Origin of the sequence: Streptomyces griseicoloratus (assembly GCF_014534645.1) — a bacterium.
GTDB classification, from domain to species: Bacteria; Actinomycetota; Actinomycetes; order Streptomycetales; family Streptomycetaceae; genus Streptomyces; species Streptomyces griseicoloratus.
In genome coordinates, this window is record NZ_JACVQF010000184.1 from 291,233 (window position 1) to 303,860 (window position 12,628).

A 12,628-nucleotide genomic window follows, 5' to 3' on the forward strand; every position below is an offset into this window, starting at 1 on the left:
CATGATGTGGGGCATGCGTGCTGCCCGGCTGATCAAGATGGTGCTGCTGCTCCAGTCCCGCCCGTCCATGACCGCCGCCGAACTGGCCCGTGAGCTGGAGGTGTCGGAGCGGACCGTGACGCGGGACGCGCAGGCGCTGTCGGAGGCGGGCGTACCGGTGTACGCGGAGCGGGGCCGGGCCGGCGGGTACCGGCTGATCGGCGGGTACCGGACCCGGCTGACGGGGCTCGCGCGCGGCGAGGCCGAGGCGCTGTTCCTGTCGGGGGTGCCCGGGGCGCTGCGCGAGATGGGCCTGGAGGACGCGGCCTCGGCGGCCCGGCTGAAGGTGTCGGCGGCGCTGCTGCCCTCGCTGCGGGACGCCTCGCGGACGGCGGCGCAGCGCTTCCACCTGGACGCGCCGAACTGGTTCCACGAGCCTGAGACGCCCGAGCTGCTGCCGGTGGTCGCGGACGCGGTGTGGGACGACCGGAGGATCACCGCGCGCTACCGGCGCGGGCGGGCGCGGCCGCAGGGGGACGCCGACGGCGCTGCGGGGGAGGTCGGCCGGGAGCTGGAGCCGTACGGTCTCGTGCTGAAGGCGGGGGTCTGGTACCTGTGCGCCCGGGTGGCGGACGGCGGGTCCTTCCGGGTCTACCGGATCGACCGGTTCACGGCGGTGGAGGCGGGCGAGGAGCGGTTCGCGCGGGACGAGGAGTTCGACCTGCCCGCGTTCTGGGCGGAGCGGGCCGAGCAGTTCGCGCGGTCGCTCCTGCGGGCGCAGGTCGTGGTGCGGCTCTCCCCGGAGGGCGTGCGCAGACTGCCGTACGCCGTGGACGCGCTGTCCGCCCGGGAGGCGCTTCGGGCCTCGGGCGCCCCTGACGCGGACGGGTGGGTGACGGTCACGCTGCGCGTGGAGTCCGAGGAGGTGGCGCACACCCAGCTGGCGGGACTCGGGCCGGAGGCGGAGGTGCTGGCGCCGGAGGGCCTGCGGGAGCGGTTCGCGAGGGACGCGCGGCGGCTCGCCGCGCTGTACGGGGAGTGAGGCCCGCCCCGAGAGGACGATCCGTCGCACTCCGCGTGCGTGCCGCTGCTGAAGGGCCGATGCTGGACCAGTGATGGACGAGACGGAGTTCTGGGAGCTGATCGACGCCACCCGCCAGGGCGCCGACGGCGATCCCGAGGACCAGGCCGACCTGCTCGTGGAACGGCTCCTGGAACTGGAGCCGGAGATGGTCCTGGACTTCGCCCGCCATTTCGAGGCCCGCTACAACCGCGCCTGCACCTGGGACCTGTGGGGTGCGGCCTGGGTGCTGCTGGGGGGTGCCAGCGACGACGCGTTCGACTTCTTCCGGTGCTGGCTGATCGGGCAGGGCCGCGAGGTGTACGAGGGTGCCGTCCACGACCCCGACGCGCTCGCCGAACTGCTGGACGACTTCGACGAGGAGGTCGACGGCGACGGCGAGGACCTCGGCTACGCGGCCGACGAGGCGTACGAGCAGCTCACCGGCACCGTCGCGCCCGACCTGGGCATCGCCCCGGCCCCCGCGGAGCCACTGGGCACCCCGATCGACCTGGAGGACGACCGCGCCCTGGCCGAACGCCTCCCCCGCCTGTGGGAACGCTTCGGAACCTGACCCGCCCGGCAGGGCCCCGCGAGGGGGGCCGGCGTCCCAGAAGCCTCCGCGAACGCCGCGAGCCGCCCGCGCGGCGGGACCGCGGGCCGCCCGCGGACCCGGGCCGCCACCCGCCCGCAGATCCGGGCCGTGGTCCGCCCGTGCGTCCTAGCTGTCGGCCGCCCGCGGACCCGGGCCGCCGCCCGCCCGCGGACCCGGACTGCCGGCCAGGACCCGGGCCGCCGCCCGCCCGCAGGTCCGGGCCGTGGGCCGCCCGTGAGCGCCCGTCGGGCGGGGCTGTGGCCAGCTCGTGGGTCCTAGCTGACCAGCCGCCCGCGGCCCCGGACTGCCGGCCGCCCCCGGGCCCGGGCTGCCGGCCGCCCGTAGGTCCGGGCCGTGGTCCGCCCGCGGGGCGGGCTGTGAGCCGCCCGTGCGTCCTAGCTGCCGGCCGCCCGCGGCCCCGGGCCGCCGCCCGCCCGTGGGTCAGGGCTGCGGGCCGCCGGGGTCCTGGCCGCCGGTTCGGAGCCTGACTCGGACGGCAGTTCCCCGTGCCGGGCCTCAGAAGCCTGCGCCAGCGCTGTAGGAGGGCCCGCCGGGTCCGCGCTGCCGACCCGCCGGCGGGTCCTGGATGCCGGCCGCCCGCAGCCCTCAGCGGCCCGTCGCCCGCGGGGCCGGGCTCCCGGCCGCCCGCGGGGCCGGGCTCCCGGCCGCCCGCGGGGCCGGGCTCCCGGCCGCCCGCGGGGCCGGGCTGCGGGCCGCCTGGGGGGTTGGGGGGCGGCCCTGGAGGCGGGCCGCTGTCTCGCGGATCTGGGGGAGGCGGGCCGTGAGCGCCTCCCCCGGGCAGCTGGTCTGGTAGCCGTCCTTGTGGCCGGCGACGGCGGGCAGGGTGGCCTTGGTGCCGGCGGCGTACCGGCTCAGGCCGTTGCTGGAGACCAGGCCGACCTTCGCGCGGGGGTCGGTGTCGGATCCGCCGAGCTTCCAGGCGGCCAGCGCGGCGATCGCGTCGGTCAGCGCGCCGGGGACGGGGACGCCGGCGGTGAAGGTGCCGAGGGCGGCGATGCCGGTGGTGCGGTGGTTGAAGCCCTGGGTGTGGGCGCCGGTGACGGGACGGTCGGCGCCTCCCGCGCGGCCCTCGTAGATGGTGCCGCAGCGGTCGACGACGAAGTTGTAGCCGATGTCGTCCCAGTGCCGGGCGCCGGTCTGGCCCGCGTAGAGGTCCCGGATGATGCGGGGCGCGTCGGCGCAGTCGTACTGGTTCGGCGTGTCGGTGTGGTGGATGAAGACGGCGGCGACCTTGTCGTCGTAGCGTGGAGGCGGCTGACGGCGGCCGGCGTCGCCCAGCCAGGCCGACCGGGGCACGATGGGCGGTCGCGGGGCGAGGTACCGGGGCGCGGGCCGCTCGGGGGCCGGCCGGGTCTGCGCCTCGACCGTCCGCTCCACGCCGCTCGCGAACAGCACCAGGGTGCCGCCGGCGGCGAGGCCGGGCAGACAGCCGAGCACTAACAGGGCGGCGCCCGGTATGCGGACCGTACGCCGTACTCGTCCCTTGCGCGGCCCTGCCGCACGCGCCGCTCGGAAGACACGCATGAATCCCACTGTCCGGTGGTTCCGGTCCGTCCGCGATATGTGCTGTGCCACCTGGTGGAACCATCGTCCCGGTCCGCCACGTTTTCCGGTTGCCCGTACGCGCGGCGTGTCCGGGGCCGCGGAGTCCGAGAGAGAGGCGGCCGGCGTGAGCGTGCTCGACATCCTGCTGGTGCTGCCGGCCCTGGCCTACGGGGCCTCCGGCTACCGGCGCGGACTGGTGGCCGGCTGTGTCTCGCTGGCGGGCTTCGTGGGCGGTGCGGTGGTCGGCGTGTGGGCCCTGCCGTGGGTCATGGACCTGGTGCCGCCGGGGACGACCACGGCGACGGTGACCGCCGTGCTCACGGTGCTCGGGCCGGCGGTGATCGGCCAGGCCCTGGCGGCGCGCCCGGCGCTGCGGCTGCGCCGGGAGCTGGACAGGGGGCCGCTGCGGGTGGCCGACGGCGCCGGCGGGGCGGTCGCGGGCTCGGCGGCCGTGCTGATCGTGGCGTGGGTGGCGGCCAGTGTGCTGGCCGCGTCCTCGTCACCGCTGCTCACCACGGCGATCCGGGAGTCCGCACTGCTGGGCGCGGTGCAGCGGGCGATGCCGGACACCACCCCGGCGTGGTTCTCCGGGGCGACCTCGGCGCTGACCCGGGCGGGGTTCCCGCAGGTGTTCAACCCGTTCGAGAACGAGTCGACGGCCGAGCTCGCCGAGCCCTCCGGCGACAGCGTCACGGCGGCGGCCACCGACGCCGCCAAGCTCAGCACGGTCAAGGTCGAGGGCGTCGCCGGCACCCAGGGCCGGGAGGGCAGCGGCTTCGTGTACGCGCCGGAGCGCGTGATGACCAACGCCCACGTGGTGGCCGGCATCGACGACCCGAGCGTGCGGGTCGGCGGGGTGGGGCGGTCGTACGAGGCGCGGGTGGTGCTGTTCGACCCGGGTGAGGACGTGGCCGTGCTCCACGTCCCGGACCTGACCGCGCCCGCCCTGCGGTTCGACGACGGTGCCGGACGCGGTGACGCGGCCGTCGTCGCGGGCTATCCGCACGACGGCGACCTGGACCTGCGGGCGGCGACGGTCGCGAGCCGGTTGCGGGCGACCGGCCAGAACATCTACCGCGACGAGACGATCACCCGGGAGATCTACTCGATCCGCTCCACGGTCCGCCCCGGCAACTCCGGTGGTCCGCTGCTGACCCCCGAGGGCCGGGTGTACGGCGTGGTCTTCGCCCGCTCCACCTCGGACGCCGGGACGGGGTACGTCCTGACGGCGGCCGAGGTGGCCGACGAGGCGCGGCGGGCGGCGGACGCGACGGCGGCGGTGGACACGGGCGGTCCGGTGACCTCGTGAACCGCGGGCCGCCCGGTCCGGCGCCGTCAGACCAGGGCCTGTCCCATCAGCACGTCGTCGACGTACTCGCCGTCGAGGCAGAACTCCTCGGGCTGGACGCCCTCGACGACGAAGCCCTCGGACTCGTACAGCTTGCGGGCGGCGGTGTTGTGGCCGAGGACGCGCAGCGTGATGCGCCGGGCGCCCTCGCGGCGGGCCTCCTCCACGGCGGCGCGGACGAGGGCCCGGCCGACGCCCGCGCCACGGGCCGCGTCGGCGACGGCGAGGCCGCGGATCTGCCGTACGTGCCTGTTGGAGGCCAGTTCCGTGGGGAAACCGAGCCGGACGTAGCCGACGACGTCACCGCCGAGTTCGGCGACCAGGTGGTCGCCGGGGCCCGAACGCTCGCTGAAGAAGGGGTCGTCCGGCTGCGGGCGGGGCGAGACCGCGTGCAGGTAGGACCAGGTCTCGTGGTCGAGCCGGCGCAGCGCCTGCTCGTCGTCGGGCAGGCCGTGGCGTATGTGCGGAACTGGCATGACGGTCACTGTACGACGCGGGTGCCGGGCGCTGTTCAGGGTTTTTCCGGCGGTCACCCGGCAGGATGGGCGCATGGCACGTTCCCGAATCGCGGTGGCCGGCGCCTCCGGTCTCATCGGCGGCGCCCTGGTGCGTTCCCTGGTCACGGACGGCTGTGAGGTGGTGCGCCTGGTGCGCCGCGAGCCGCGGGGTGCGGACGAGGTCCGGTGGGATCCCGAGGGCGGGCGGGTGGACACGGCCGGGCTCGCCGGGTGCGACGCCGTGGTGAATCTGGCCGGGGCCGGAGTGGGCGACCGGCGCTGGAGCGAGGCGTACAAGGTGCGCATCCGCAGCAGCCGGGTCCACGGCACGACGGCGCTCGCGGAGGCCGTGGCGACGCTGGAGCCGCGTCCGCGGGTCTTCGTCAACGGCAGCGCGATCGGCTTCTACGGCGACACCGGGGCGCGGGCCGTCGACGAGAGCGCGCCCGCGGGTGAGGGCTTCCTGTCCGCGCTGTGCGAGGAGTGGGAGGCCGCGGCGGCACCGGCCCGGGAGGCGGGCGTGCGGACGGTGCTCGTCCGGACCGGGCTGGTCGTCGCCCGGGGCGGCGGGGCCTGGGGGCGGCTGTTCCCGCTCTTCCGGGCGGGGCTCGGCGGGCGGCTGGGCGACGGATCGCAGTACTGGTCGTTCGTGGCGCTGCACGACGAGGTGGCCGCGATCCGGCATCTGCTGGACCGCGACGACCTGTCCGGGCCGTTCAATCTGACGGCCCCGCAGCCGGTGACGAACCGTGAGGTCACCGCGGCCATGGGGCGGGTGCTGCACCGGCCGACGCCCTTCGCGGTGCCGGCGCCGGTGCTGCGGGCGGTGCTCGGTGAGATGGCGGGGGACGTGCTGGGCAGTGCCCGGGTGCTGCCGGCGCGTCTGCTGGAGTCGGGCTTCCGCTTCGCGTTCCCGGAGATCGACGGGGCGATCCGGGCCGCGCTGTGATCGGCACCCCGACCCCGGCCGATCCGTACGCGATCGCATGACGACCACATGCGACCGATGTGCGACCGTGCCCTGCCCCTGTGCGACTCCCCCTGACCGTTCGCGGACCTAACCTCGTTCCGAACTCGGGTATCCCTCAAGCCGGTTGGGGGCATGACGTCTCCAGCGGCCGCGCAACCTCGAGGAGGGGCACGTGCTTGAGCCCGCGTACCAGGCGGACGTCGTCGTCGTGGGGGCCGGAGTAGCCGGACTCGCCGCGGCGCATCGGCTGACCAGCGCAGGAGTGACGACGACGGTCCTGGAGGCCGCCCACGGGGTGGGCGGCCGGATGGCCACGGAGAAGGTCGACGGATTCCGGCTCGACAGAATCGGACAGCTGCTGTCCACGGCGTATCCCGAACTGCGGCTCACCCCCGGGCTGGACGGCCTCGCGCTGCTGCCCTTCGCGCCCGGGGTCCTGCTGCACAGCGAGGGCCGCCACCACCGCGCGGGCGCCCCGGCGCGCACGGGGGGCGCAAGGGGCGCACTCCATGCGGTGCGCGCCCTCGCGAGCGCCCCCCGGTCGGTGCCGGCACCCCGCAGGCTCGTACCGGCGCCCAAGGCCCCCGGGAGCCAGGCGGCGGTGCCCCGGAGCCGGCCCGGCGCCCCGCTCGGCTCCGCCGTGGACCAGGCCCGTCTGACCGCCGCTCTCACCCGGCTCGCGGGCACCCCGGCCGAACGGCTGCTGGCCCGCCCGGAGCTGCCCGCGGCGCGGGCGCTGGCGCTGCGCGGGCTGCCCGCGCGCACGATCGACGGCTTCCTGCGTCCGCTGCTCGCCGCCCTGCTGTGCGACCCGGACCTCACCTCCTCCAGCCGGTGCGCGGACCTCTCGCTGCGCGCCTTCGCGAGCGGGCGGCTGTGCGTGCCGGAGGGCGGCGCGGAGGCCCTGCCGGAGCTGCTGGCGCGGACGCTGCCGCCGGGGACCGTGCACACGGGCGTGCGGGTCACCTCCGTCGCCACCAACGCGGTGACCACCGCGGAGCACGGCGTCATCCGCTGCCGGGCCGTGCTGGTGGCCACCGACGCCCGGGCCGCCGCCGAGCTGCTGCCCGGTCTGCGGGTGCCGGAGTTCCACCCGGTGACGGTGGTGCACCACACGACGGACGAGCCGCCGGGCACCGGCGCGTCCCTGCTGCTCGACGCCGACCGCGGCGGTCCGGTCGCCCACACGGCGGTGGTCAGCCAGGTGGACCCCTCCCGGGCGCCCGCCGGGCGCGCCCTCGTCTCCTCGACGGTCCTCGGCCCGCCCCCGCCCGACGTCGACACCGCCGTCCGCATCCACCTGTCCCGCCTGTACGGCGTGCCGACCGCGCGCTGGGAGACCCTGGCCGTGCACCACGCGGCCGAGGCGGTGCCCGCGATGCGCCCGCCGCACGACCTGCGCCGGCCGGTACGGCTGCTGGCGGGCCTGTACGTGTGCGGCGACCACCGCGACACCAGTACCGTCCAGGGCGCGCTGCACTCCGGCCACCGCGCCTCGGCGGCGATCCTGACGGACCTGGGCGCGGGCGGCTCGATGCACACGGCCGACCCCCTGCCCACGGCCCGCGCGGCCTAGGGCCTGTCCGGCACATGGCAGGCCGCCCCGGCTAGCCCAGGGCGGCCACCTTGTCCCGGTAGCCGCGCACCGGCGGTGCGTCCTTGTAGGGCTCCAGCCGCCGTTCGAAGTCCCTGACGTACTCCGTCGCCCGTGCCGACCGCATCTCCGCCGCCTGGCCGGCCGCCTCGGCGGCCAGCTGGCAGGCCTGGTCGAGCTCGCCGAGGCCGAGGCGGGCGGTGGCGAGGACGACCCGGCAGAACAGGCGGCTGCGGGCGTAGGCGGGGGCGCGCAGTTGCAGCGAGCGTTCCGCGTGCTGGGCGGCGGCGCGGAACTGCTGCAGGTCGCGGTGGCAGTGCCCGAACTCGTCGGCGAGCTGGGCCTCGTCGAAGAACCGAGCCCAGTGCGGCACCTCGTCCCCGGGGCGGGCGGCCTCCAGGGCGCGCTCGGCCCGCACCAGCGCCGAGGTGCAGGCCCGGACCTCGCCGAGCACGCCGTGCGCCCGTGCCTCGGAGGCGTGCAGCAGCGCCTGCACGACGGGCGGCGCGGACGTCCCGACGCCCTGCTGCGCCACCCGCGCGAGCTGCACGGCCTCGCGTCCGTGGCCCAGGTAGACGGCCTGCCGGCTCATGGTGACCAGCACATAGCTGCCGTACGCCCGGTCGCCCGCGGCCTGCGCGAGCCGCAGCGCCTGCACGAAGTAGCGCTGGGCGAGTCCGTGCGCGGCGATGTCGTACGACGTCCAGCCCGCGAGCCGGGTGAGGTCGGCGGCGGCGGCGAACAGCCGGCGGCCGGTCTGCTCGCCGTAGGTGCCGCGCAGCATCGGCTCCAGTTCGTGCTCCAGGTAGCGCACGAGGGCCTGGCGGGCGTGGCCGCCGCCGTAGCGGTCGTCCAGGCTGCGGAACAGTTCCCCGACCGAGCGCAGCGCGGCCAGGTCGCCGGCGGTCACCTTCTGGCCGGGGGCGCGCTCGTCCGGGCCCCGCCGCCGGGACGGGTCGAGCGGGGCCGGGATCCGGGGAGGCGCCGGACGGCCCTGCGCCGGGATCCGGGCGGGCGCCTCGCCGCGGGCCACCTTGTCGTCCGCGCGGCCGATCAGCCAGTCCCGGCTGGGCACGACGAGGCCCGCCGGGGTGAACGCGATCTTGCGCAGCTCGGCGTGGCTGCCGGAGTCCTTGCGCCACAGCCCGCCGACGATGTCGACGGCCTCCTCGGGGGTCGCGGCGAACTCCAGGCCCGCGTAGACCGGGGCGCACGCGTCCAGGCCCAGGTCCTGGGCGGTGAGGCGGCGGCCGAGGCGCCGGGTGAAGACCTCGGCGATCAGTGCGGGGGTGGTGCCCCGGGGCTGCTGGCCGCGCAGCCACCGGGTGACGGACGTCTTGTCGTATCTCAGGTCCAGCCCGTGTTCGAGGCCGAGCTGGTCGACGCGTCGAGCGAGACCCGCGTTGGAGAACCCCGCTTCTGCGATGAGCGCGGCGAGCTGGCGGTTGGGGGTGCGCTGCGCGGGTCGTTCCGTCATGGTGCGGTGCGGTCTCCTGCCTTCCGAGCGTTCGATGTGCCCGGAGCGCCTGTGAGCAGCCCTTATGGCATCGTGGACGGCGCGAATGTAGCGGAGAGTAAGCAGTCGATCGCACATTTCGCCTGGCATTCATCCGATCGTGTGAGGATTGCCCGCCGAGCTGACGGCGAACGGGCGGTCGTACAGTGGCTTGGGCACGCTTCGTGCCTTACGACCTTCCAGGGAGGCGCTAGCCGTGAGTGAGTTGCGGTTCGTCCGCATGGGCTTCGGGGCCGAGGCCGTCGAATACCAGGAGGCGTGGGACGAGCAGCGCCGGGTGCACGCGGCCCGGTTCGCCGACGAGGTTCCCGACACCGTGCTGCTCCTCGAACATCCGCCGGTCTACACCGCCGGCCGGCGCACCGAGGACGGCGAGCGCCCGCTCGACGGCACGCCCGTCATCGACGTGGACCGCGGCGGCAAGATCACCTGGCACGGACCGGGCCAGCTGGTCGGCTACCCGATCCAGAAGCTCCCGCGCCCGGTGGACGTGGTCGCCCACGTCCGGCGGCTGGAGGAGGCGCTGATCCGCACGTGCACGGAGTTCGGCCTGCAGACCACCCGGGTCGAGGGCCGCAGCGGCGTGTGGGTCCTCGGCGACCCGGTCGAGCAGCGGCCGGCGCTCGGGGGGCTCTCCCTCGACTTCGACCCGCGGCTGACCGACGAGGAGTTCGACCCGCGGCTGAACGGGCCGGAGTACGCCCCCTCCAACGCCGGCCAGCGCCGAGAGGACCGCAAGATCGCGCAGATCGGCATCCGCGTGGCCAAGGGGGTGACGATGCACGGCTTCTCGTTCAACGTGAACCCCGACATGACGTGGTTCGACCGCATCATCCCGTGCGGCATCCGGGACGCGGGCGTCGCCTCGCTGTCGAGCGAGCTCGGCCGGGAGGTCACGATCGACGAGGTACTGCCGGTCGTCGAGCGGCACCTGCGCGACGTCCTGGAGAACGCGGAACTGAAGCCGCGGGTGATCGAGAAGGCACCGGCGGCATAAATCGAGCCCGTCCGGCGTTTGCGGTCGAGGCCGAGCAGGCCGGCAGCGGGGGTCCGGGGGCGTCAGCCCCCGGCGGGCCAGCACCCTCGCCGGACATTCAAATCCACGGGCGTACGCTGGACGACGCCGAAGAATCAATCGCTAGGGAGCCGGTCGTGTCCGCAGTCGCACCCGACGGACGCAAGATGCTGCGCCTGGAGGTCCGCAACAGCCAGACCCCCATCGAGCGCAAGCCCGAGTGGATCAAGACCCGGGCGAAAATGGGCCCCGAGTACACCAAGATGCAGAACCTCGTGAAGAGCGAGGGCCTGCACACGGTCTGCCAGGAAGCCGGCTGCCCCAACATCTACGAGTGCTGGGAGGACCGCGAGGCGACCTTCCTCATCGGCGGCGACCAGTGCACCCGGCGCTGTGACTTCTGCCAGATCGACACCGGCAAGCCCGAGGCGCTCGACCGCGACGAGCCGCGCCGCGTGGGCGAGTCCGTGGTCACCATGGACCTGAACTACGCCACGATCACCGGCGTCGCCCGCGACGACCTCCCCGACGGCGGCGCCTGGCTGTACGCGGAGACGGTCCGCCAGATCCACCAGCAGACCGCGGAGCGCGAGGCCGGCCGGACCAAGGTCGAGCTGCTGGCCCCCGACTTCAACGCCGTCCCGGAGCTGCTGCGGGAGGTCTTCGAATCCCGCCCCGAGGTCTTCGCGCACAACGTCGAGACCGTCCCGCGGATCTTCAAGCGCATCCGCCCCGGCTTCCGCTACGAGCGCTCCCTGAAGGTCATCACCGAGGCCCGCGACTTCGGCCTGGTCACCAAGTCCAACCTGATCCTCGGCATGGGCGAGACCCGCGAGGAGATCAGCGAGGCGCTGCGGCAGCTGCACGAGGCCGGCTGCGAGCTGATCACCATCACGCAGTACCTGCGCCCGTCCGTGCGCCACCACCCCGTGGAGCGCTGGGTGAAGCCGCAGGAGTTCGTGGAGCTGAAGGAGGAGGCCGAGCAGATCGGCTTCGCCGGTGTGATGTCCGGCCCGCTGGTGCGGTCCTCCTACCGCGCCGGACGGCTGTACCAGATGGCCGTCGAGCAGCGCCGGTCGGGCGCTCCGCAGCTCGGCGGTCACGTCGCCGCCCAGGCGGTCTGAGACCCGGCCGTCCGCCGCGCGCCACGCCCCGCGCGAACCGGGGCGCGTGAAATCGCACACAAGAGGCTACTGGCCGGTAGTGGCCGATACGACGCGGTCCTGACGGTCCTCGCAGATGAGGGCGCCCGTCAGGGCCGCGCCGCCGTTCGGAGCCCCGGCGACAGGTCTTCATGCCTGTTTGACCGGCCGGTCACGCCCTGGTAACACCAATCAGTGACCCTGGCATCACTCCACGTGCACCGCACCCGTACCCGGACCGATCCGAGGGGGGACTTCCAGATGCAGGCAGCACCCGTGCGCGCCACCGCCATCCCGTCGTTCGCCGACGCCCTGCGCGCCGTCGAGTCGCTGCTCATGAGCAGCGGCCAGCGCACCGCCCGCCGCAACGCCTGGACCTCCGTCCTGGAGGACCGCCGCCGCGCCAAGGACCGGGTCGAGGCCGAGCGCGTGCTCCAGCAGGCCGTCGCCGGCCGCCCCTGAGCCCGCCCGCCGCCTCCCGCGCCGCCCCCGCCGGGCCGGGCACTGCCGTCGTGGGCGCTTTCGGGGCCACGTAGACTTCGAGGCATGGCGAGGAAGGAACCTGCAGCGGACGCTGCGAACCCCGGGCGACTGAAGCAGATCGCCCTGACCTACAAGATGACCCGCAAGGCCGACAAGAAGATCGGTCTTGTACTCGCGGCTGTCGGCATCATCGTCTTCGGTGTCTTCCTCGCGATCGGTTTCTTGATCGGTCACCCCATCTATCTCGGCATCCTGGGCCTGCTGCTCGCCTTCCTCGCGACGGCGATCGTCTTCGGGCGCCGTGCCGAGCGGGCGGCCTTCGGCCAGATGGAGGGCCAGCCGGGCGCCGCAGCGGCCGTACTGGACAACATCGGCCGGGGCTGGACGACGACCCCCGCGGTGGCGATGAACCGCAGCCAGGACGTGGTGCACCGCGCGGTCGGCAAGGCCGGCATCGTGCTGGTCGCCGAGGGCAACCCGAACCGGGTGAAGTCCCTGCTGGCCGCGGAGAAGAAGAAGATGAACCGGATCGTCGCCGACGTGCCCGTCCACGACCTGATCGTGGGCACCGGCGAGGGCCAGGTCGAGCTGAAGAAGCTGCGCACGACCATGCTCAAGCTCCCGCGCGTCCTGACCGGCCCGCAGGTCACCACGACCAACGACCGGCTGCGCGCCCTCGGCGACCTGATGAGCAACATGCCGCTGCCGAAGGGCCCGATGCCGAAGGGCATGCGCCTGCCGAAGGGCGGCAACCCCAAGCAGCGCTGACACCCGTAGGCCCTCCACCACGAGACCGAGCCGGTACGGCGACGGGGGCGCCCTGGATCACTCCGGGCGCCCCCGTCGCCGTACCGGCTTCTCGT

The 12,628-nt window shown here is 74.8% G+C and carries 12 protein-coding genes; 9 read left to right on the forward strand and 3 right to left on the reverse strand.

All coding sequences use genetic code 11. The features are described 5' to 3' along the window. The first annotated feature begins 13 nt into the window (after window positions 1-13). Together H0H10_RS12620 and H0H10_RS12625 are read left to right on the forward strand one after the other, a co-directional pair. Window positions 14-1,021, forward strand: a complete 1,008-nt coding sequence (locus tag H0H10_RS12620) for a helix-turn-helix transcriptional regulator (RefSeq protein ID WP_188181001.1) — start codon at window positions 14-16, stop codon at window positions 1,019-1,021. 73 nt (window positions 1,022-1,094) lie between these two features. Then, window positions 1,095-1,613 carry a DUF4240 domain-containing protein gene (locus tag H0H10_RS12625; protein ID WP_188181058.1) on the forward strand — a complete coding sequence of 173 codons (519 nt, stop codon included), beginning with the start codon at window positions 1,095-1,097 and terminating at the stop codon, window positions 1,611-1,613. 627 nt (window positions 1,614-2,240) lie between these two features. Here the strand turns inward: H0H10_RS12625 and H0H10_RS12630 are convergent. Beyond that, on the reverse strand, window positions 2,241-3,179 hold the full coding sequence (locus tag H0H10_RS12630; protein WP_188181002.1) for a peptidoglycan recognition protein family protein: 939 nt from the start codon (window positions 3,177-3,179) through the stop codon (window positions 2,241-2,243). A 145-nt stretch (window positions 3,180-3,324) separates the two neighbouring features. Here H0H10_RS12630 and H0H10_RS12635 point away from each other — a divergent pair, with 145 nt between their 5' ends. Then, window positions 3,325-4,509, forward strand: coding sequence for a MarP family serine protease (locus H0H10_RS12635; protein ID WP_188181003.1), 1,185 nt, complete (start codon window positions 3,325-3,327; stop codon window positions 4,507-4,509). Between the two features lie 26 nt (window positions 4,510-4,535). On the opposite strand, the gene H0H10_RS12640 is transcribed toward H0H10_RS12635, so the two are convergent. Beyond that, window positions 4,536-5,024: a GNAT family N-acetyltransferase gene (locus H0H10_RS12640; protein ID WP_188181004.1), complete on the reverse strand. Its 489-nt coding sequence runs from the start codon at window positions 5,022-5,024 to the stop codon at window positions 4,536-4,538. Window positions 5,025-5,097: 73 nt separating this feature from the next. On the opposite strand from H0H10_RS12640, the gene H0H10_RS12645 reads away from it, so the two are divergent. Both H0H10_RS12645 and H0H10_RS12650 read left to right on the forward strand, forming a co-directional pair. After that, window positions 5,098-5,994, forward strand: a complete 897-nt coding sequence (locus tag H0H10_RS12645) for a TIGR01777 family oxidoreductase (protein ID WP_188181005.1) — start codon at window positions 5,098-5,100, stop codon at window positions 5,992-5,994. Window positions 5,995-6,187: 193 nt separating this feature from the next. Beyond that, window positions 6,188-7,591 (forward strand): NAD(P)/FAD-dependent oxidoreductase, encoded by a 1,404-nt coding sequence (locus H0H10_RS12650; RefSeq protein ID WP_188181006.1) that lies wholly within the window; start codon window positions 6,188-6,190, stop codon window positions 7,589-7,591. Window positions 7,592-7,622: 31 nt separating this feature from the next. Here the strand turns inward: H0H10_RS12650 and H0H10_RS12655 are convergent, their stop codons facing one another. Beyond that, window positions 7,623-9,086 carry an NsdA family TPR-like regulatory protein gene (locus H0H10_RS12655; protein WP_188181007.1) on the reverse strand — a complete coding sequence of 488 codons (1,464 nt, stop codon included), beginning with the start codon at window positions 9,084-9,086 and terminating at the stop codon, window positions 7,623-7,625. A gap of 235 nt (window positions 9,087-9,321) precedes the next feature. Here H0H10_RS12655 and lipB point away from each other — a divergent pair, with 235 nt between their 5' ends. The 4 genes from lipB (at window position 9,322) to H0H10_RS12675 (ending at window position 12,533) form a co-directional block, all read left to right on the forward strand. Continuing rightward, window positions 9,322-10,122 carry a lipoyl(octanoyl) transferase LipB gene (gene lipB, locus H0H10_RS12660; protein WP_188181008.1) on the forward strand — a complete coding sequence of 267 codons (801 nt, stop codon included), beginning with the start codon at window positions 9,322-9,324 and terminating at the stop codon, window positions 10,120-10,122. Window positions 10,123-10,277: 155 nt separating this feature from the next. Beyond that, window positions 10,278-11,264 (forward strand): lipoyl synthase, encoded by a 987-nt coding sequence (gene lipA, locus H0H10_RS12665; RefSeq protein ID WP_188181009.1) that lies wholly within the window; start codon window positions 10,278-10,280, stop codon window positions 11,262-11,264. Window positions 11,265-11,543: 279 nt separating this feature from the next. Then, window positions 11,544-11,744: an SCO2195 family GlnR-regulated protein gene (locus H0H10_RS12670; protein WP_188181010.1), complete on the forward strand. Its 201-nt coding sequence runs from the start codon at window positions 11,544-11,546 to the stop codon at window positions 11,742-11,744. 84 nt (window positions 11,745-11,828) lie between these two features. Continuing rightward, entirely contained in the window at window positions 11,829-12,533 is a 705-nt protein-coding gene (locus tag H0H10_RS12675) for a DUF4191 domain-containing protein (protein WP_188181011.1), read from the forward strand. Window positions 12,534-12,628 lie beyond the last annotated feature (95 nt).

Coding starts and splice junctions, on each gene's coding strand:
- H0H10_RS12655 (WP_188181007.1), bottom strand. CDS start 9,086: ATGACGGAACGACCCGCGCAGCGCACCCCCAACCGCCAGCTCGCCGCG.
- H0H10_RS12640 (WP_188181004.1), bottom strand. CDS start 5,024: ATGCCAGTTCCGCACATACGCCACGGCCTGCCCGACGACGAGCAGGCG.
- H0H10_RS12675 (WP_188181011.1), top strand. CDS start 11,829: ATGGCGAGGAAGGAACCTGCAGCGGACGCTGCGAACCCCGGGCGACTG.
- H0H10_RS12645 (WP_188181005.1), top strand. CDS start 5,098: ATGGCACGTTCCCGAATCGCGGTGGCCGGCGCCTCCGGTCTCATCGGC.
- H0H10_RS12620 (WP_188181001.1), top strand. CDS start 14: ATGCGTGCTGCCCGGCTGATCAAGATGGTGCTGCTGCTCCAGTCCCGC.
- H0H10_RS12630 (WP_188181002.1), bottom strand. CDS start 3,179: ATGCGTGTCTTCCGAGCGGCGCGTGCGGCAGGGCCGCGCAAGGGACGA.
- H0H10_RS12625 (WP_188181058.1), top strand. CDS start 1,095: ATGGACGAGACGGAGTTCTGGGAGCTGATCGACGCCACCCGCCAGGGC.
- H0H10_RS12670 (WP_188181010.1), top strand. CDS start 11,544: ATGCAGGCAGCACCCGTGCGCGCCACCGCCATCCCGTCGTTCGCCGAC.